The following is a 19303-nucleotide window of genomic DNA, read 5'->3' as shown; positions in this document are numbered from 1 at the left end:
TTGCAGGGTTAATGGCCCTGCCGTTTGCCGTGGCCTGCACCGAACCCGTCGCCGTTGATCTACCTCCGCCACCGGTGCCGGATATTCCTGCCCCACCGCCAGAGCCGCCCGAGCCCGTCATTACAGAAACCGGACCAGAAAGTCAGGCGCTGTCGGTCTATTACCGCCGTCTGCAAAACGATCTGCTGACCCAAGGCCTGTTGCGCGGCGATGGCGGCGGGCCGGATACACCGTTCACAGACACAGTTCTGGCCCGCAATTTTGTCCGCATCGCGCTATTTGATGAATATGTAACTGACGGCGACGTGCTGCGCCCGCAAGCCACCGTTTCGCGCCTGCGCCGCTGGGATCAGCCGGTGCGCATGGCATTGGAGTTTGGCGCGTCGATCCCCGAAGACCAGCGCCTTGAAGATCGCAACACGGTCAGCGCCTACGCAAACCGCTTGTCGCGGATCACCGGCCTTTCGATCACACAGACAGAGGCCGATCCGAACTTTCACGTGCTGGTGCTGAACGAGGACGACAGGCTTGGCTACCGTGAACGTTTGCAGGAACTGGTGCCGGGCATCGCATCCAGCAGCCTGCGCGCCATCATGAACCTACCACGCGAACAGCTTTGCATCGTCATCGCCTTTTCCGAAGGTGGCAGCGCCAGCTATTCAAAGGCGATCGCGCTTATTCGCGGCGAACACCCCGACTTGTTGCGCACATCATGCTTCCACGAAGAACTGGCGCAGGGTCTTGGCCTTGCCAATGACAGCCCGCAGGCCCGCCCATCGATTTTTAATGATGACGAGGAATTCGGCCTGCTCACAACTCATGACGAACTGCTGCTCAAAATGCTCTACGACCCCCGCCTGACAACCGGCATGGCACCAGCAGAAGCCGCCCCGATTGCGCGGGTCATCGCGTCAGAATACCTCGATGATGGCCCCAGCTAGCGCCGCCACCCTTCTTTTGGACGAAAACACTTTGGAGGTGTGGAGGTAAAACCTCCACGTGGCCGGAACGGCCACCTCCCTCCGGCGATCGCAAAGCGAGCGCAACCAAATTGGGCACGACAAGGTCGGGCCACCATGACCTTGCACCCTTCCGCATCGTCACTTAGCCTGACATCAACGCAAAATTCAGGAGGCCGCACATGGGCATTCTCGACTTTCTCTCCGGCCAGTTCATCGACGTCATCCACTGGACCGACGACACGCAGGACACCATGGTCTGGCGCTTTGAACGACATGGCCACGAGATTAAATACGGGGCCAAACTGACTGTGCGTGAAGGGCAAGCGGCTGTGTTCGTGCACGAAGGCCAGCTGGCAGATGTGTTCACGCCAGGTCTTTACATGCTCGAAACAAACAACATGCCGATCATGACGACCCTGCAACACTGGGATCATGGCTTCAAAAGCCCGTTCAAATCCGAGATCTACTTCGTCAACACCACCCGTTTTGGTGATCTGAAGTGGGGTACGAAAAACCCCATCATGCTGCGCGATCCCGATTTCGGGCCGACCCGTATCCGCGCCTATGGCACCTACACCATGAAGGTCACCGATCCCGCGGTCTTTATGCGCGAGATCGTGGGCACCGACGGCGAATTTACCGCCGACGAGATCAGCTATCAGCTGCGCAATATCATCGTGCAGGAGTTTTCTCGCGCGATTGCCGCCAGCGGTATTCCGGTGCTTGATATGGCCGCCAACACCGGTGAAGTGGGCAAACTGATTGCGCAAGCTATCAGCGGCACAATTGGGCAATACGGCATCAGCCTGCCAGAGCTTTATATCGAGAATATCAGCCTGCCGCCTGCGGTGGAAAAGGCACTGGATGATCGCACCAGCCGCGGCATTGCCGGTGATCTGGACGAACACATGAAATACAAGGCCGCCGAGGCGATGGCCGCCGAAGGCTCTGCCGCAGGACAAGCCATGGGCATGGGCATGGGTGCAGGTCTTGGCATGCAAATGGGTGGCATGTTCAATCAAGGTCCGTGGGGCATGGCCCAACAGCAGGCACCACAGGCCCCCGCAATGGCCCCTCCTCCACCACCGCCGCCCCCAGCAGAGCATGTCTGGCACATCGCCGATGCTGGCACTGTGACCGGGCCATTTTCCAAAGCAGCCATGGGCCGCAAGGTGACCGAAGGCAGTGTCACACGCGACACGATGGTCTGGACCCAAGGACAGGACGGCTGGAAACGCGCCGAAGATGCCGACGATCTGGCGCAAATCTTCACCGTGGCGCCGCCACCGCCGCCGGGTGCATAGCCCGATGACGGTGGCGGCCAAAACTGCGATTATCATGCTGACTAGCCTGACTTTGGCAGGATGTGACGCGCTGTCGGGCATGACCCGTAGCGTGTTCTCGGAACGCCCCGCGGGGGCAGAGCCTGTTGATGTGCTGGCCCTCAGAGCCGCCTTGGTTGAGCAATATCCAACCGCAGATACATTTGCGGCGCTTGATCCCAACGGGCGCGGATTGGTGCTTGGGCTGGATGGCTCGGCAAGCTTCCTTGCACCGGTGGGCAGCGTGCAACCGCGCGTTGAGACGACCATCGCCGGGTTTGAGGACAACACCATGTGTCTGGCAGAAGCCGGCGGCTGGTCGGGTGTATGCGTGGACCTGTTCCAGACGCCCGATGGCAGCTATTTCTGCGAAGGCACGTATGGTGACGGACGCGCGCTGGACTTCCCGTGTATCCTGCGCCCCTATCTAGATGGCTAGGGCAAGCACGCGAAACTTTTGGCCCTTGTTTCCCGTGGATCAGGGTATGACCAAGCTTCGCACATATCTGCCGCATCGGCGCACAACGATCAAATGGCTGCACTGGCTGACATTGCCGTTGCTCGTATGGTTCATTTTTGTGACGCCAACGGATGTGAACAAGATCGGACCGTGGGCGTTCAGGCTTCACTCTGTTCTCGGACTGATCTTTGTGAGCCTGGCACTTGGCTGGACCGCGATGTATCTGCGCAAAGGTCTGGTCGGACGTGCCGGACCAAAGCTGTCGCCACCTTTGCGACGGCTGCACCAGATCATGCACAAGGTTATGGTCTGGGGCCTGTTTGGTGTGGCCGTCACAGGTTTTTTGCTTGGATTGACATCAACCGTGCAACTTTGGGCCGGTGGGATCGTTCCTATTGCGATGCCATTGGGATTACCTGAAATGAATGATCTTGTCGGACAGGTCCATATCGTCGAATTTTATCTGCTGGCCGCGATTGTAATCGGGCATGCAGGTTTTCATATCTGGCGCCATGTCCGGCTGCATGACAACGCCTTGCGGATCATGGCCCCGCGCGCGCTGCACCGTTTTCTATGACCCGTCGCAGGATCAACATGGTTCTTCACTGGTCTGTGGTCCTGCTTGTCCTTGCGATGATGAAAGGTAGTGCTGGCGATCCAATCATCCGCTGGGCGCTGGTCACCGCCGGAGCGGTCTGGACCGTTATTGCAATCGTCAAAGGCCCTCTCGCCCGTCCGGGACCGAAGCTGGGCGACGGGCTGAAACGGGCCTACCGTCCCGCCCATATCGGGCTTTACGGCATCTTGGCCCTAACCATTGCGGCGCAGGCTGCCGCCTTGCTGGGCTATACCGATCAGCTGTTGGCGTGGTATGCCTTGCTGATCCTGTTTGGCGCTGGCATGTTTCACGCACTTTTTCAGCTTTGGCGCCACACGGCGCTTTATGACGGTGCGCTGCGCACCATCACACCTCGCATCTGGCACAAGCACCTGTAAATATGACCAATCCCTTCGATTTGACCCAAACCGTGACGCCAGTGGATGAACACCACTTCCCTTGCAACAACTGCGGGTCCGATCTGCGGTTTGATCCACAAACTCACCAGCTTTTGTGCGATCACTGTGGCAACGTCGAACAGATCGAGGCGACAAGCCCCAACGGCGGTATTCGCGAGCTGGATTTCAAAGACGCGGTCGCCAACAGGCTGGCCGACGAAGAGATCGAGGAAACCCGCGTCATCACCTGCCCCAACTGCGGGGCCAGCACCGAATTTGACGCCGATACCCATGCCGCCGAATGTCCGTTCTGTGCCACACCAATCGTCACCGACACCGGGACACACCGCCATATCAAACCGCGCGGCCTGCTGCCCTTTAGTCAGGACGAAGAGAAGGCCCGTGATGCGCTGATCAATTGGCTGGGCAGCCTGTGGTTCGCACCAAACGGATTGAACGAATACGCCCGCAAGGGCCGTAAGATGAATGGCATCTACGTTCCCTACTGGACCTTTGATGCCGACACCAAAAGCGCCTACTCCGGTGCGCGTGGCACGCATTATTATGAAACGCGCACGGTGATGCGCGATGGCAAGCGTCAGCAAATCCGCGTGCGCAAAACCCGCTGGCGGAATGTATCGGGCCGCGTTGCGCGGTTCTTTGATGATGTGCTGGTGCTGGCGTCCCGTAGCCTACCCAAGAAGTATACCGATGGTCTTGAGCCTTGGGACCTGTCGGCGCTTGAACCCTACAAGCCCGAATACCTCGCCGGATTTCGCGCCGAGGGCTATCAGGTGGAACTGACAGAAGGCTTTACCGAGGCCCGCGCCTATATGGACCGGATGATCCTGCGGGATGTGAAATATGATATTGGCGGGGATGACCAACGGGTCAGCAACGTGGAAACCCAGATTAGCGATGTGACGTTCAAGCATATCCTACTGCCCGTCTGGCTGGCCGCTTACAAATACCGCGGCCGCACGTTTCGCTTTGTCGTGAACGGTCGCACAGGCCGCGTGCAGGGCGAACGCCCCTATTCAAAGTGGAAAATCTCGTTTGCCGTCATTATTGGTCTCATCATTGCGGCTGGCGTGGGGTATGTTATCGCTAACAGCCAGTAATTGACCGGAGCCAGAACCATGATCCTTTGTGCGGGCGAAGCCCTGATTGACATGCTGCCGCGCGAAACCGTGCAAGGTAATCCAGCCTATGCGCCCCATGCAGGCGGCGCGGTTTTCAACACTGCCATCGGCTTGGGGCGGCTAGATGTGCCGACACAGTTCTTTTCCGGCATTTCCACCGATCTGTTTGGTGACATCCTTGTTGATGCTCTTGCAGCGTCCAAGGTTGATGCCAGCCCTGCAGAACGCTCTGACAGGCCCACAACGCTTGCCTTTGTGAAGCTTGTCGACGGTCAGGCCACTTACGCCTTTTACGACGAAAACACAGCTGGTCGGATGCTGGACACAGTGCCGGACGTGCAGGCCGATGCGTATTTCTTTGGCGGGATTTCACTTGCCGTCGAACCCTGCGCAAACACCTATGAGGCGTTGCAGGAAAAGGTCGCGGGCACGGCAGTGACGATGATTGACCCGAATATTCGTCCATCTTTCATCAAAGACGAACATGTCTATCGTAAGCGGGTTGGGGGCATGGTGGCGCGGGCTGACATCGTGAAAATGTCGGACGAAGACATGGAATGGCTGCTTGGCGGGTCGGACATGGCCGCAAAGGCACAGGACCTGATCGCAGAAGGCGTGAAACTGGTCTGTGTGACCGAAGGCGCCAAAGGCGTGACCGGATACACGAAAAATGGTGCCACCTTTGTTGCCGCTGACAAGGTTGAGGTCGTGGATACCGTCGGCGCTGGTGACACGTTCAACGCGGGGCTGCTGGCCGGATTGCATCGTACCGGCGTGCTGACCAAGGATGGTCTGGATAAGATGACCGAGGATCAGTTACAGCAAGCGCTTAGCCTTGGCGCACGTGCCGCTGCGGTCACGGTCAGCCGTGCTGGCGCAAATCCCCCATGGACCGGTGAAGTATGAGAGCACTGATCCAGCGGGTCAGTGAAGCGCAAGTTGATGTGGCCGGGCAGACGATCGGAAAGATTGATGCGGGGCTGCTGATCCTTGTGTGTGCGATGCAGGGCGACGATGCGGCCAAATCCAAGCAGCTGGCCGCTAAAATCAGCAAACTGCGCATCTTCAAAGACGAAGATGGCAAAATGAACCGCTCGCTTATCGATACCGGCGGCAGCGCCCTGATCGTAAGCCAGTTTACGCTGGCCGGTGATACATCTCGCGGCAATCGCCCCGGTTTTTCAAGCGCGGCCCCACCCGCCGAGGGAGAGGCGCTTTACCAGCAATTCATCGCAGATGTGCGTTCACTGGATATCACGGTTGAGACAGGACAATTTGGTGCCGATATGGCGGTGACGCTGACCAATGATGGCCCCGTCACCCTATGGCTGGACGTTTAGCAGCCTTTGGCAAGCACCAGCACCCAATTTGGCCCGCGCGGCCCTTGGGTGATGCCGATCCCCATTTCCTGCGCATCGCGCAGCAGCATATTGCTGCGATGCCCCGATGAGTTCATCCACCCGCTGATGATCTGGCCAGAGGTCGGATAGCCCCACGCAAGGTTTTCAGCCGTCAGACAGGACCGGTAACCTTCCGCCTGCACGCGCCGCCCGACAGATGATCCATCAGACCCGCTGTGCCCGAAGAAATTGTTTACTGACATATCGCAGGCATGCTTCATCGCGGCCTGCCCCAACGTAGCATTGTATTGCAGCGCCTGCAGTCCACGGGCCGCGCGGTTCGCGTTGACGCCCGCGGCAATTTCGCTGGCCATATCATTGACGTTCTGCGGCGTCGTGCAGCTGCTTGAGGCTGCGGCGTGACTTGCAGTCAGGCCAATACCTGCTGCGGCGATCAGGGATAAAAGGCGGTTCATCAGATCCTGCTTTCCATGTTGCGCCCCACAGGTAGGTATGGTCGCAAAACCCGGCAAGCGTTGGACAAAATGCAGGCCAAAGCCTGCCTATTGAAGGGATTATGCGCGCAGTTTTCCGCTAATCGTCGCGATCATAAAGCAGGCCACAGCCACGCAAACGATGGATGGGCCAACAGGGGTGTCCAACAACAACGCCATCTGCAGCCCTCCCAAGGCGGACAGCCCACCGATACCGATAGCGATCATCGCCATGCCCTCTGGCGTGCGGGCAAACGTCCGCGCTGTTGCGGCCGGAATGATCAGCAGGGCGGTGATCAGCAGCGCGCCAACTACCTTGATCGCAACGGCAACCACAAGCGCCAGCATCATGGTTAGCACAAGCTCTTCGCGGCGGGGGTTGATGCCTGCTGCGTAAGCAAGATCGGGGGACAGTGTCGCAGTGAGCAAGGATTGCCAGTGCCGCCAGATCACAAACAACACGATAACAGCGCCGCCCCAGATAATCGCCAGATCAAGTCGCGTGACCGTCAGAACGCTTCCGAAAAGATAGGAATCAAGGCTGATCCGCTGCCCGGGGATCAGCGCAACGGCCACCAGACCCAGCGCCAGACCGCCATGCGCAATCACCCCCAAGGCCGCATCTGCCGATTGGCCCTGCCCTGTCAGGCTTAGAAACAGGAATGCCATGGCAAGCGCTGTGACGATGACGCCTGCAAAGATCGACAGTTCAAACCCCAGTGACAGCGCGACGCCCAGCACCGCCGCATGGGCCATCGCATCACCGAAATAGGCCATGCGCCGCCAGACGACAAAACACCCCAAAAGACCAGCGGCCAACGCCGTGCCAAGGCCCGCAAGCGCGGCCCGCACCAGAAAATCATCCAGCATTACTCGGCGGCCTCGTGCTTATGGTCGTGCGAATGGTCGTGATCGTGGCTGTGATAATGGTCATGCTCGTGTCGGTAAAGTGCCAACGCGCCGCCTGTTCCCGTGCCGAAAAGCTCGCGATAGGCAGGTGCGGCACTCACCACTTCTGGGGTGCCTTCGCAACAAACGTGACCATTGAGGCAGATGACGCGGTCAGACGCGCTCATCACCACGTGTAATTCGTGGCTTACCATCAGGATCGCGCAACCAAGCGAGCGGCGGACAGCCTCGATCTGGCGGTAAAAGCTTGCTGATCCGGGCTGATCAAGCCCTTGCGTCGCCTCGTCCAGCATCAGCACCTGTGGCTTGCCCAGCAAGGCGCGCGCCAGCAAGACGCGCTGAAACTGGCCACCTGATAAGGACGCCATCTGCTGGTGTCCTACATCCGGCAAACCAGCTGTTTCCAGCGCCTGAACGGCATCTGCGTGGCTGACCTTCACCGGCAGGTCCAGAAACCGCCGCACTGTCATGGGTAAAGTAGGATCAATCGCCAGCTTTTGCGGAACATAGCCAATGCGCAAACCATCGGTCCGCGCGACCTGCCCCGCACCGGGCGTCTGCGCGCCAATAAGAACACGCAGAAGTGTCGATTTGCCCGATCCGTTTGGCCCGACAATCGTGACGATCTCGCCCGCGTTCAGATCAAGCGAGACACGTTGCAAAACGTGCCGTCCGCCAAAGCTGACATCGATATTATGCGCTGACAAAAGGGTCATGGCGCGTCCTGACAGGCAGGGCAAAGACCTTCGGCCTCAATCACCGTCTGTTCCACGTGAAAGCCGGTCGCTGCCGCAAACGTCTGATCAGCGGCCACCGCTTCTGCGACTTTGCCGCAGCCCCGACAAATCATGAAGGCCGGATCGTGCGTTGCGCCAGGATGCGAACATGCGACAAAGGCATTGAGCCGTTCCAGACGGTGAACGAAACCTTGCTCGACCAGAAATGTGAGCGCGCGGTACGCCACAGGTGGCTTATCGCCGAATCCGTCCGCCTCAAGCCGCGCCAGAACATCATAGGCGCCAAGGGCGGCATGCGCTTCCAGCAGAATTTCCAGCGTGCGGCGGCGTACAGGCGTAAACTGCACCTTGCGCTGATCGCAGGCCGCTTCCGCCGCAGCCAATGCCTGCGACACACACGCCGCATGATCGTGGCGCGCGAAACCTTTTGGATGATCCGACATTTTCGGCCTTGTTATGTTATAACATCACAATGTATAGCCTGTCGCGACCATTTGTTCAAGGGAGCGTCTTTATGATCCGCACAGCAACTGCCATTGCACTTGTACCGTTTGCGGCGCAAGCCGAGGTGCCACAGGTTCTGACGGACTTCGCACCGGTTTATAGCCTGACCGCACAGGTCATGGACGGGGTCGGAACACCGCAAAGCCTGCTGCCCGCCGGAGCCGAGCCGCATGACTACGACCTGTCACCGGGCGATGCTGCAAACCTTGCAGGCGCTGACCTGCTGGTCTGGGTTGGTCCCGCAATGACACCGTGGCTGGCCGAACCTGTGACGACACTGGCACCGGAGGCACGCCAGATTGTCCTGTTGGAGACATCAGGCTGGGAGCCGCTTGAAACACGCGGTGAGGCTGTGCACGACCACGACGATCACGAAGGCCATTCTGATCACGAAGGTCACGAAGGTCATTCTGATCACGCTGACCATGACGAGCATGATGATCATGAAGGGCACGACGACCACGCGGATCACGACGAGCACGATGATCACGCCGACCATGACAGCCAAGAAGATCATGAAGATCATGCGGGGCACGACCATGACCACGGCCCCATCGATCCGCATGCATGGGTTGATCCCGACATCGCCGCGATCTGGGTTGGGCAGATTGCTTCGGCCTTGGGTGAAATGGATCCCGATAATGCTGCGACCTACACCGCAAATGCGCAGGCAACACAGGCCAATCTGGCAGCTTTGGGCGCGGAGATTGAAATGATGCTGGAGGGTGTGACGGGGACATATATCCTGCCTCACGACGGCTATCAGTATTTCGAGGCGCGCTTTGATCTGCCTGCGGCTGGTGCAATTGCGGGATCTGACGCGCACGCCCCCGGCCCTGCCCGCATCGCAGCACTACAGGATATGGTGCAGTCTGGTGAGGTCACCTGCATCCTGACAGATCGCGAAACCGATCCCGCTTGGGCCACGCTTCTGATCGAAGGCACCGATGCACGCACCGCGATGATTGATGCCACCGCCGCGGACTATCCACTCGGCCCTGAAGCCTATGGCAACATGATGCGCAAACTGGCGCAAACGATGGCTGACTGTCTGCGCTAGATCGCTTTGGCAAACAGGTGAAGGCGGTGTTGCTGATCAGCACCCGCCTTGACCGCCTGCGCAAGACTTGCGCCGTTTTCATCCGCAATCCAAGTGTTGGCCAGCGTCTTGTAGCCCGCGTCGCGCGCGGCCTGCATGATACGCGCCATCAAAAGCGGATTAACGCCGCGATTTTGCAGCGCCGGAATAACGCCAAGAAATATCAATGAAATACCGGTATTCGTCATGCGATGACGCAGGTAGTGCCAAGGCGTTGATATCCCCATCCGGGAACCGATACGGCGCAGGAGCGGATTGAGATCGGGCACGCAAATGACGCAGGCCGCTGGCTTGCCATGATGATGCAGCACAACCGACAGACGCGGGTCCATAATCCATTTCATGTCCTTGGCCTGAAAATGAAACTCGTCGGCTGTGACGGGCACAAACATCGGATTGTCGGCGAATGACGCGTTCAGAATCAGCCGCGCGTCGTCCATTCTGGCGGGGATCGTGTGGCGGGTGACCGGTGCAAAGGCAAACGCAGGATCGTCAAGGATCGCCTGCTGCTTGGGGCCGATGGTTGGGCCACCGCGCGTTAGATCAAGCGAGAATGTCGCCATCGGAAATTGTGGTGCAAAGCCGTTTTCGGTCAAAAGCCGTGCGATGTGCGGCGGCGACCAGACCTGATCAAGGTAAGGCCTGCGATCGAACCCTTCCGTGACCACACCAATCTGCTGCATGGCCGTCAGGTTGAAGTTGCCGGCCATTTTCGAAAAGTCGCGCGCGCGCAGCCAATCCGCAGCAGCCGTCAGAAGGGCAGCGGCGGCATCCGCATCATCAGCACAATCAAAATAGCCGAAATACCCCAGATCAGGATCATGCATCGCGTTTGATTCTGCGTGAAAATGCGCCGTGATCCGACCAACAACGCGCCCATCGCGGTGGGCGGTGAAATAGGTCAGGTCGCTATTGCCGCGGAAAAGCGGATTGGCGGACTTGTCCAGAAAGCGTTTCAGATCGGATCGCAGCGGCGAAACATAGGGCGAATCTGTGCCATAGGCAGCAAAGGGGGCATCGAAAAATGCGTCGAAGTTTTCGGTCTGAAGCGTGACAGTCATGGCCTACCGTCGCATGTGGCGCACGGGCTGGGAAGCCTCATCAGAAATCGGTTGGCGCTCCGCCCTCGGACTTGCGACGATCGACAAAAGCTTCCAGTTCCTCGCGGATACCGGCGTCCATGGCGGGGGGCTCAAAGTTATTGACGATGTCTTTAAAGATGCGATGCGCCCGTTCAGCTGTCCATTCCGCACCCGCCTGCTCCCAAGCCTCAAAATTGCGCCAGTCCGAGACAAATGGCTGATAGAATGCCTTTTCGTAGCGGTCCTGCGTATGCTGGATGCCAAAGAAATGGCCCTGTGCGCCCACCTCCTTAATCGCGTCGATGGCAATCTCGTCCGGTCCTGTCGCTGTGATCTCCGGCTCCATATAGCGCTGGATCATCTGCAAAACCTCGCAATCCATCACGAACTTTTCAGGGCTGGCGATCAGCCCCCCCTCAAGCCAGCCTGCCGCGTGATAGACGATATTCGTGCCAGACTGCACAGCGGACCAGAGCGAGTTGGATGTTTCCCACATCGCCTGTCCGTCAGGCACATTGGCAGCACAGACACCCGATGCACGCATCGGAAGACCGTAAAACCGTGCCATCTGCCCCGTCATTTGGGTGGCCCGCATATATTCTGGCGTGCCAAACGCAGGCGCGCCGGACTTCATATCGACGTTGCTGGTGAAGGTGCCGATGACACAAGGCGCACCGGCGCGGACGTATTGAAAGAGAGCAATCGCCGACAGCGCCTCGGCAATGGACAACGTGACAGCCCCTGACATGGTGACGGGCGCCATCGCCCCGGCAAGCGTGAATGGCGTCACCACCACGGCCTGCCCACGCCGCACGCAGCGCAAGCAACCGTCGATCATCGGCACATCATGCTTGAGCGGCGAAGTTGAGTTGATGTTGGTATACATATGCGGCTTGGACTGGAACTCTTCCTCAGTCAGACCGCCTGCGATCTTGACCATCTCCATCACGTCCTCGACCCGCTCCTTGCCCAGCGAATAGGCGTGTGCTGCCTTGTCAGTGAGGGTCATTTTGTCGAACACCACATCAAGGTGGCGAACAGAGGCGTGCACATCGACAGGTTCCACCGGATAGCCGCCAGCGAAGTGGATGCAGTTGAAATACTGGGTGAGACGCAGCATGTCGGCGCATTGCGCGCGCGTGCCAGAGACCTTTTTTCCGATCTCAAGGTCATAATAGTTGGGCGGGGATGATACATTACCGAACAGAATGTGATTGCCGCCAATCGTAATCTCGCGGTTCGGGTTGCGTGGTGTGATCGTGAACTGGTCGGGGGCCTTGCCCACCATCTCCATCACCCAGTCGCGGCCCATCTTGACGTTGGTGCCATCAACCTTGCATCCCGCCTGCTTGAAAATCTCACGAGCTTCGTCGTTTAGAAATTCGATTCCGATCTCTTCAAGGATGCGCATCGCGCCGTCGTGGATGGCCTGCACACCTTCGGTGCCAAGAGGCTCTGTCGGGCGATCGGTATTTACCGGAATCCGCCATGGCATTTGTTCGATCACTTCGCCGCCGCGCCGCTGGGCTGCCCCTGCCCGTCCACCACCGCGCTGCCGTCTATTCCCGCTTGCCATCGTCACCATCCCGTCTCATCGTTTCAAGATCAGACTGGCAGGTCACCGAGCGCGATGAAGTTGCTTTTTCGACAAATTGCGTCGCAAACAGAGCCCTAGGCCCGATCAAGCCACGCAGGAATGTCAGCCACAGAGGCCAGAACCACATCTGCATGCGGGGCAAGTTCCTCGGCCGGTGCGGGTCCGGTCAGCACGCCAACGGTGACCATCCCTGCAGCGCGCCCTGCGTGCAGGTCATGCAAACTGTCACCAACCATCGCACATTTGGCGGCGGCAAGTCCGGTCTGGTCACAGAACGCCTGCAACTGACCGGTTTGCGGTTTGCCACCAAAGCCGCTGTCGGCACCCGCGATGAAATCGAACAGCGGCACAATGTCAGACCGTCCCAGATGTGCGCGCGCAGGGGCTTCCGCATCATTGGTCGCGACACCCAGTTTCAGACCGCGACCGCGCAGATTTTGAAGCAAACCGCGCAAATCTGCCGCCTCTTGCTGTGGCACAGATGTGGCTGCGGCCTTCATCCGCTCCATCAACGCGGGTTTATCAGGATCGGGCAGATGCGGCAGAATCGCATCGGCCACAACATCTACCGTCTCAGCGATAACAATACTGCCCGCGCGAAACCGTTTGGCTTCGGGATCAAATCCAAGCGTGTCGGCTAAAGCTGCAAAACGCGAAGCACTTCCCGCCGCTTCGGTCATCAGCATCATGTGCGCCCAAGCGCCCCACGTGGCGTTGAAATCGTAAAGCGTGCCGTCCTTGTCGAACACGATCCCCCTTAGGTCCAATGCACAGCCTCCGCACCTGGCAAGGCGTAGCGCGCCATCAGCGGCTGGTCATAAGCAATGTCATGGGCGTCACAAAACGCGACGACCCACGCGTCGTCCTGCGTCAGAAAATCCAGAACAGAGGCCTGAAACGCTGGATCACCCGCCTGTTGCCGCAGATCCTCAACCGAGCTTCCGGTTGCACCCAGAAAAACAGGACACAGGTCATCATTGCCCACAAGCCAGCCCAAGGCCTGCAATGCAATCATTTCGGCACGTTCTGGCGACATTTGCGGCATCCTGATGAAGTGAACTCTTTCTTAACGATTAGGCGGGAATGTAGCGACACGCGCTCCGTGGTGAAACCACACAAAGGAAGAAAGATGTCGGGAAGACTTCTGATCGTCGATACCATTGCCAGCAATCGCATCGTGCTGAAAGTAAAAATGCAGTCCGCGCAATACGATGTGCAGACCTGCGCCACATTGGATCAGGCCCGCATTGCGATCAGGCAGGCGCGCCCTGATATGATTCTGCTGAACATGGCAGACCCCGCCGAAGATCAGCATGCGTTCTGCCATGATCTGAAGTCCGATCCAGAAACCGCCGATCTGGCGATCATCGGCGTTGGCATGGTGGATACCTGCCGCGCAAGGTTTGCCGCCCTTGATGCAGGCGCGGACGAGGTGATGCCACGCCCGATTGAGGATGCACTGCTTTTGGCACGGATCCGCAGCCTTTTACGGATGCGCAACGCCAATGCCGAACTTTGGCTGCGCGATGGCACCAGTCGCGCTCTTGGCTTTGAAGAAGAAACCGCCAACTTCGTTCATGCCGCCAAAATTGCCGTTCTGACATTTGCCGAAAACTGCGCCTCTCCGTTTGTCGATCAGGTCAGTGAGCTGTTTCAACGCGGGCTAAAAGTGATGCCCGCGAAGACAGGACTATCCGCACAGGCACTTGCCCCTGTACCGGACCTGTTTGTTATTGATGCCACCGATGCGCAGGACGAAAATGCCATCTTCCGGCTCGTATCCGATCTGCGGTCACGCGCAGACACGCGGCTTTCATCGCAACTTGTAGTACTGCGCCCCGACGCGCGTGCCGTGGCCGCGATGGCGCTAGATCTGGGGGCCGATGACGTGGCCTTTGGTGGCATCGGCACGGATGAAATCACCCACCGGGCAGCGCGGCTTGTCCGTCGCAAGGAACAACAGGACAAGCTGCGTGCCACTGTCCGCAACGGCCTGCAAGCGGCGGTCACGGACCCGCTGACAGGCCTTTATAATCGCCGTTACGCCGAACCTCATCTGCTGCGCCTTGCTGAACAGGCAACCAAGACCAGTCAGGATTTGACGGTCATGATGCTCGACATTGATCACTTCAAACGGGTCAACGACACGCACGGGCATGCTGCAGGCGATTCAATCCTGCGCCAGACCGCGCAGCGTTTTCGGGAAAACCTGCGTGCTGTGGATATGATCGCCCGCGTCGGCGGCGAGGAATTCCTGATCGCCATGCCAAACACCAATTTCGCGCAGGCCGAGATTGCCGCCGACAGGCTCTGCCGTGTGATCAATGGCAAGCCATACATTTTGCAGGACGGCGCGCTGCATGTGCGGGTGACGCTGTCGATTGGCGTTGCAGTCTGGCATACGCAGGACGGCGCAATGCCAAGTGGCGACAGCATGTGCAGGCAGGCCGATGAAGCGCTATATGCTGCAAAACTCGGTGGCCGCGATCAGGTTTCGTTTGCGATGAATGCGGCCTAGCTAGGGGCGCGGCCGCGGGCGTTTCAGGGCCTCTTCCAGCCGGCCAGCAAACGCAGCCCTTTCCGCTGCATCCATATCGCGGATCACAGTGATCAGTGCTTCTTGAGCTGCGGACTGCAATGCCGCACCACGGTCCTGCATCTGCGCGAAAAATGCTTCCAGCGTCGTATCATCAAAAGCGTCGCTTTTCAGGGCATCAAGAACCGGGCGAAGATCGGCCGCAATATCGGCGCGGCGCAAACGTGTCGGGCCTGCTGAACCGCGCATTTCATCACGCAACGCATCACGTTGGTCGGGCAGCAAAGCCGCCGCTATTGGACCCGCGCCAAAATCGAACCCGCGCGGACCCTTATCCCAGCGGCCCGAGAAGGACGCGCCTACAACAAGACCAACGACGATGAGGTTCAAGGCCAATGATAACACAAGTACACTGCGCAGCAGCCGGGATGGACGTGCAGTATCAGCCATCAAACACGTCCTCCAACCCGTAAGAATACCCCATCAGGTCAACCTCTTGGGTTGTCCCCACGAGGTCCGCCGCCAGATTTTCAAGTGATACCGGCGGCGCAAATCCGATCCAGACGCCAGCCACACCAGCCGTCGCAAGACCACCGATTGCAGGCCAGCCGCCGATCAGATCGCGAAAGCTGCTCCAAGCTGACCGGCGCACCTTCGGCACCATCTGTGATGCAGGTTGCAAATCATATGCATCAGCCAGCACGCGGCTCATCAAATCATCACCCACCGGCGGAGCGCGGCGGGCGGCAAGATCCAGCATCTTGTCCAGATCATCCATCTTCGGATCAGTCATCATTATACCCCAGTGCATCCCGCTGACCTGCTAAAATTTCGGCCAGCGCCCGTTTCCCGCGTGCTGTAAGACTTTCCACGGACCGCACGCTGATGTCCATGATTTGCGCAATTTCCGGGTTCCCCAACCCTTCAAGATGCCGCAACGCAACTGCCTCTGCCTGCCTGTCCGGCAGCGTCGCAAGCGCATCCGTCAATGCCGTCAAGCGCGCCTGATCCTGCATTTGCGTCGTGACTGACGCGGTCGTATCCGCAGGTTCCGCGATCTGGTCAAGGCCGGTGCGATCCCGCCGTTTTCGCAACCTGTCCACGCAAAGGTTTGCGACCACGCGGTAAAGCCATGTTGAAATCTGCGCCTCGCCCGTTCGCCAGTCCGGCGCCACTTTCCACAGGCGCATCATCGCTTCTTGTGCGATATCTTCTGCTTCCGCCTGATCGTGCAACATCCGCGTGGCCTGCCCCACAACACGCGGCAAGTGACGCCCGACCAATGCCGCGGCCGCCGACCGGTCGCCAGCGGCATAGGCCAGCAAAAGCGCCTCGTCGTCCTCGGGCGGTGCAGATCGAGCATTTGTCTGGGTCATGGATTAGAAACGTAGCCACATCAGATCATCCTGGCAAAACCGACCTTGCGCGCGAGCGGGCCCGCGCACAAGGCCATGTGCGTATGTGTTAGCCGCGATCACGAGGACCGTTGCCGTCATGGTGGCGCGATCCCCGCCCACGGCCTTCGCCGCGATGAGCGCGCATCTCCTCAAATTCCTCGGCGCTGATGGCCCCGTCATCGTTCGCGTCAACACGCGAGAACATCCGCTCAGCGCGATCACCACGATCCGGCAGTTCATCCTGACTGATGGCACCGTCACCATTTTCATCCAGACGCGAAAGCATCCGCTCAACCGCCATTGCGGCACGTCCCTGCGCCGCTGCGGTCAGTTCGTCTTGTGACAACACGCCATCATCATTGGCATCTGCGGTGGCAAAACGGCCCTGCGATTGCAGTTCTTCCAGCGTCAATGTGCCGTCACCGTTGGTGTCAAGCGTTGCAAAGTCGGGCTTTTCACGGGGACCATCGGCGGCTGCATCCAGTGCCGGCAGCAGCATTGCACCTGTCATTGCAGCGATCAGAAATGTCGTTTTCATATGTCTCGTCCTTTTTTTGATCTCGGACTGGCCTGCTCAGCCAATCGATGTGGGTTCAACGGACGCGTCAGAAGTTTCCGGCGCTCGGCGTGCAAAAAAAATCTGTTTCATGCGGCTGAGCGCCGCAGAACCCGCACAAAGTCTTTATTTTTCAATCAAACACCGCCATGTAGAAGTCGAAACGGAGTGCCGCCATGCTGCAAGAAACCGACCAGACCCCCGATGATCGCCCGACCAAACCGGCCATGTGGCGTGGTTTTCAGCGCAAATGTCCGTCCTGTGGCGAGGCTCATTTGTTTGATGGCTATCTCAAGGTGGTGGACCGTTGTCCGGTCTGTAGCGAGGAATTGCACAATCACCGCGCCGATGATGGTCCGGCATATCTTGTGATCCTGATCGTCGGGCACCTTCTTGCGCCGCTTATTCACATCGTATGGACCCAGTTCCGCCCTGATCCCTTGGTAATGGCGACGCTGTTTTCGATCGGCTGCGTGGCGCTGTCGCTTTATCTGCTACCCCGCATGAAAGGCATGGTCGTCGGCATTCAATGGGCGCGACGCATGCATGGCTTTGGCGGGGCGTCCAGCTAGACCACCTATGGACAAGTCCCAGATTAGACATGCGGCCACCGTCATTATCCTGCGCGAGGACGCTGTGCTGATGGGGCAGCGTGGGGCCTCTGCGGCGTTCATGCCTGGTAAGTTTGTATTTCCCGGAGGCGCGGTCGATCACGGTGATGCGCAAATTGATGTGGGCGCACTGCCAGAACCGACGGCGACGCGGCTTACAGGTGAGAGTACCCTGAGCCCCCAGACACTTGCCGCCGCCGCGATCCGCGAGCTTTGGGAAGAGACAGGTCAGATCCTCGGCACGCCAGCCGATTGGGCCGATGCGCCGCAGGGATGGCGCGGCTTTGCCAGAACAGGACATCGTCCTGATGCCCGCAAGCTTGAGTTTTTCTTTCGCGCTGTGACCCCGCAGGGGCGACCACGGCGTTTTGATGCGCGCTTCTTCCTTGCTGGCGCTGACGCGCTTTGTTCCGATCCCGACGATTTCAGCAACGCAGAAGATGAGCTGTCACACCTGCAATGGGTACCTTTGCGGGACGCGCGGAAATTCGATCTGCCCTTCATCACACAAGTAGTCATTGCAGAACTTGCCAGCCATCTTAAAACCGGCGGCACCCCTGCCCACGTGCCGTTTTTCCGCAATGATGACGAGGCACATCTGGTGTCACGGCTGGGCGGCGCACCGGTTCTTTAGACGACCAGCACCAGCAACACGATGCTGCCGGTCAAAAGCAAAAGCCCCTGCCATTCCCGCGCTGTGATCCGCTCACCAAAGACCATGGCCCCGATGGCAATGGAAAATATCAGCTCAACTTGGCCAACCGCATTCACATAGCCGGCAGTTTGTAGCGTAAAGGCTGAAAACCAACACATGGTGCCGATCATGCTGGCCAGACCGGTCAGGGCGACCTTGCGCCAAGCCACCAAAACTTTACCGATCTCGCCCGCTTCACGCCAGCGCAGCCAAGCTGTCATGACCAAAACCTGATAGGCCGTTACACACATCATCGCGATTGTGGCGCGATAAAACGTATCGCCTTCTGCAATCGACAAAGATGCGCCGCGATAGAACACGCCCGAAAACCCGAACAAGAGGCCGGACAGAAGGCCCAGTGCTACAGCCTTGTTCAAAATGCGCTTGTGCCAACGGCCTGTCGCATTGGGCGGATCGGACAGGAGCAGCACGCCAGCCAGTCCGATAAATATGGCGATCAGGGCTGGCACAGTCACCGCGTCGCCCAAAATCACGAAGCCGATCAAAACGCTCAACAGGACTTCGGTCTTTTTAAATGTAATCCCGACGGCAAAATTGCGCAGCGAAAACAATGCCACAACGCACATCGTTGCCAATATCTGCGATGTCCCGCCCGCGATTGCATAAGCAAAGAAGACGGGCGACACTTTTGGCAATCCCTGTCCTGAAAACCACGCATATGACATCGCGATCAGCGCAACCAACGGTGCAGCAAAGACAAACCGCGCAAACGTGGCACCCGCGGTGGATAGGCCCGCTGATTTTAGCTGTTTTTGCAGCATGAACCGCAGCGACTGCGCCAGTGCTGCCGCGAACGTGATGTAGATCCAAAGCTCCATGTCGCTTGTTGTGCGCGAAACAGGGC

General features: G+C 58.7%; 25 protein-coding genes. 12 read left to right on the top strand and 13 right to left on the bottom strand.

From position 1 onward, the window contains the following. The first annotated feature begins 11 nt into the window (after positions 1-11). The 8 genes from V8J84_RS16310 to dtd all read left to right on the top strand — a co-directional run bounded on the left by V8J84_RS16310 (position 12) and on the right by dtd (position 6222). Positions 12-941: a DUF2927 domain-containing protein gene (locus tag V8J84_RS16310; RefSeq protein WP_339933101.1), complete on the top strand. Its 930-nt coding sequence runs from the start codon at positions 12-14 to the stop codon at positions 939-941. 200 nt (positions 942-1141) lie between these two features. After that, positions 1142-2266, top strand: coding sequence for an SPFH domain-containing protein (locus tag V8J84_RS16305; RefSeq protein ID WP_339933099.1), 1125 nt, complete (start codon positions 1142-1144; stop codon positions 2264-2266). Between the two features lie 34 nt (positions 2267-2300). Beyond that, a complete protein-coding gene (locus tag V8J84_RS16300) occupies positions 2301-2723 on the top strand; it encodes a hypothetical protein (protein ID WP_339933097.1) in 423 nt (140 codons plus the stop codon). A 46-nt stretch (positions 2724-2769) separates the two neighbouring features. Then, positions 2770-3321: a cytochrome b/b6 domain-containing protein gene (locus tag V8J84_RS16295; protein ID WP_339933095.1), complete on the top strand. Its 552-nt coding sequence runs from the start codon at positions 2770-2772 to the stop codon at positions 3319-3321. After that, positions 3318-3740: a hypothetical protein gene (locus V8J84_RS16290; protein ID WP_339933093.1), complete on the top strand. Its 423-nt coding sequence runs from the start codon at positions 3318-3320 to the stop codon at positions 3738-3740. The genes V8J84_RS16295 and V8J84_RS16290 overlap by 4 nt, the downstream gene beginning before the upstream one ends. 2 nt (positions 3741-3742) lie before the next feature. Beyond that, positions 3743-4861 carry a TFIIB-type zinc finger domain-containing protein gene (locus V8J84_RS16285; RefSeq protein ID WP_339933091.1) on the top strand — a complete coding sequence of 373 codons (1119 nt, stop codon included), beginning with the start codon at positions 3743-3745 and terminating at the stop codon, positions 4859-4861. An 18-nt stretch (positions 4862-4879) separates the two neighbouring features. Then, on the top strand, positions 4880-5788 hold the full coding sequence (locus tag V8J84_RS16280; RefSeq protein ID WP_339933089.1) for a carbohydrate kinase family protein: 909 nt from the start codon (positions 4880-4882) through the stop codon (positions 5786-5788). Then, positions 5785-6222, top strand: coding sequence for a D-aminoacyl-tRNA deacylase (dtd, locus tag V8J84_RS16275; protein ID WP_339933087.1), 438 nt, complete (start codon positions 5785-5787; stop codon positions 6220-6222). Before V8J84_RS16280 ends, dtd begins: the two co-directional genes overlap by 4 nt. On the opposite strand, the gene V8J84_RS16270 is transcribed toward dtd, so the two are convergent. From V8J84_RS16270 to V8J84_RS16255, 4 genes are all read right to left on the bottom strand, one after another. After that, positions 6219-6698, bottom strand: coding sequence for a CAP domain-containing protein (locus V8J84_RS16270; RefSeq protein WP_339933085.1), 480 nt, complete (start codon positions 6696-6698; stop codon positions 6219-6221). The two genes, dtd and V8J84_RS16270, sit on opposite strands and share 4 nt — an antisense overlap. Before the next feature lie 99 nt (positions 6699-6797). After that, complete coding sequence (locus V8J84_RS16265) at positions 6798-7586, bottom strand: metal ABC transporter permease (RefSeq protein WP_339933083.1); 789 nt, start codon at positions 7584-7586, stop codon at positions 6798-6800. Further along, on the bottom strand, positions 7586-8341 hold the full coding sequence (locus V8J84_RS16260) for an ATP-binding cassette domain-containing protein (protein WP_339933081.1): 756 nt from the start codon (positions 8339-8341) through the stop codon (positions 7586-7588). The genes V8J84_RS16265 and V8J84_RS16260 overlap by 1 nt, the downstream gene beginning before the upstream one ends. Further along, positions 8338-8805, bottom strand: coding sequence for a transcriptional repressor (locus tag V8J84_RS16255; protein WP_339933079.1), 468 nt, complete (start codon positions 8803-8805; stop codon positions 8338-8340). The genes V8J84_RS16260 and V8J84_RS16255 overlap by 4 nt, the downstream gene beginning before the upstream one ends. 71 nt (positions 8806-8876) lie before the next feature. Between V8J84_RS16255 and V8J84_RS16250 the strand changes: the two genes are divergently transcribed. Beyond that, positions 8877-9926 carry a zinc ABC transporter substrate-binding protein gene (locus V8J84_RS16250; protein ID WP_339933077.1) on the top strand — a complete coding sequence of 350 codons (1050 nt, stop codon included), beginning with the start codon at positions 8877-8879 and terminating at the stop codon, positions 9924-9926. Here the strand turns inward: V8J84_RS16250 and V8J84_RS16245 are convergent. The 4 genes from V8J84_RS16245 to V8J84_RS16230 all read right to left on the bottom strand — a co-directional run bounded on the left by V8J84_RS16245 (position 9923) and on the right by V8J84_RS16230 (position 13680). After that, positions 9923-11026 (bottom strand): hypothetical protein, encoded by a 1104-nt coding sequence (locus V8J84_RS16245; protein WP_339933075.1) that lies wholly within the window; start codon positions 11024-11026, stop codon positions 9923-9925. The two genes, V8J84_RS16250 and V8J84_RS16245, sit on opposite strands and share 4 nt — an antisense overlap. A gap of 40 nt (positions 11027-11066) precedes the next feature. Further along, a complete protein-coding gene (locus V8J84_RS16240; protein ID WP_339933073.1) occupies positions 11067-12623 on the bottom strand; it encodes a trimethylamine methyltransferase family protein in 1557 nt (518 codons plus the stop codon). 95 nt (positions 12624-12718) lie between these two features. Further along, on the bottom strand, positions 12719-13393 hold the full coding sequence (locus V8J84_RS16235; RefSeq protein ID WP_339933071.1) for an HAD family hydrolase: 675 nt from the start codon (positions 13391-13393) through the stop codon (positions 12719-12721). A gap of 8 nt (positions 13394-13401) precedes the next feature. Continuing rightward, entirely contained in the window at positions 13402-13680 is a 279-nt protein-coding gene (locus V8J84_RS16230) for a DUF3572 domain-containing protein (RefSeq protein WP_339933067.1), read from the bottom strand. A gap of 93 nt (positions 13681-13773) precedes the next feature. Between V8J84_RS16230 and V8J84_RS16225 the strand changes: the two genes are divergently transcribed. Continuing rightward, on the top strand, positions 13774-15162 hold the full coding sequence (locus tag V8J84_RS16225) for a diguanylate cyclase (RefSeq protein WP_339933065.1): 1389 nt from the start codon (positions 13774-13776) through the stop codon (positions 15160-15162). Here V8J84_RS16225 and V8J84_RS16220 read toward each other — a convergent pair whose 3' ends face one another. The 4 genes from V8J84_RS16220 to V8J84_RS16205 form a co-directional block, all read right to left on the bottom strand. Next, positions 15163-15630 carry a periplasmic heavy metal sensor gene (locus V8J84_RS16220; protein ID WP_339933063.1) on the bottom strand — a complete coding sequence of 156 codons (468 nt, stop codon included), beginning with the start codon at positions 15628-15630 and terminating at the stop codon, positions 15163-15165. It lies immediately after the preceding gene. Next, positions 15623-15973 carry a hypothetical protein gene (locus V8J84_RS16215; protein WP_339933061.1) on the bottom strand — a complete coding sequence of 117 codons (351 nt, stop codon included), beginning with the start codon at positions 15971-15973 and terminating at the stop codon, positions 15623-15625. The genes V8J84_RS16220 and V8J84_RS16215 overlap by 8 nt, the downstream gene beginning before the upstream one ends. Continuing rightward, complete coding sequence (locus V8J84_RS16210; protein WP_339933059.1) at positions 15966-16556, bottom strand: RNA polymerase sigma factor; 591 nt, start codon at positions 16554-16556, stop codon at positions 15966-15968. The genes V8J84_RS16215 and V8J84_RS16210 overlap by 8 nt, the downstream gene beginning before the upstream one ends. Before the next feature lie 88 nt (positions 16557-16644). After that, the gene (locus tag V8J84_RS16205) at positions 16645-17115 is read right to left on the bottom strand and encodes a calcium-binding protein (protein WP_339933057.1); all 471 of its coding nucleotides are present in this window, start codon (positions 17113-17115) and stop codon (positions 16645-16647) included. Positions 17116-17309: 194 nt separating this feature from the next. Between V8J84_RS16205 and V8J84_RS16200 the strand changes: the two genes are divergently transcribed. Both V8J84_RS16200 and V8J84_RS16195 read left to right on the top strand, forming a co-directional pair. Continuing rightward, on the top strand, positions 17310-17705 hold the full coding sequence (locus V8J84_RS16200) for a DUF983 domain-containing protein (RefSeq protein WP_339933055.1): 396 nt from the start codon (positions 17310-17312) through the stop codon (positions 17703-17705). A gap of 7 nt (positions 17706-17712) precedes the next feature. After that, on the top strand, positions 17713-18378 hold the full coding sequence (locus V8J84_RS16195) for an NUDIX hydrolase (protein ID WP_339933053.1): 666 nt from the start codon (positions 17713-17715) through the stop codon (positions 18376-18378). Here the strand turns inward: V8J84_RS16195 and V8J84_RS16190 are convergent. Continuing rightward, a complete protein-coding gene (locus V8J84_RS16190; protein ID WP_339933051.1) occupies positions 18375-19277 on the bottom strand; it encodes an EamA family transporter in 903 nt (300 codons plus the stop codon). The two genes, V8J84_RS16195 and V8J84_RS16190, sit on opposite strands and share 4 nt — an antisense overlap. Positions 19278-19303 lie beyond the last annotated feature (26 nt).

The organism is Yoonia sp. 208BN28-4 (genome assembly GCF_037543925.1).
Lineage (GTDB): Bacteria > Pseudomonadota > Alphaproteobacteria > Rhodobacterales > Rhodobacteraceae > Yoonia.
This window is presented reverse-complemented; position numbering and strand designations above follow the sequence as displayed.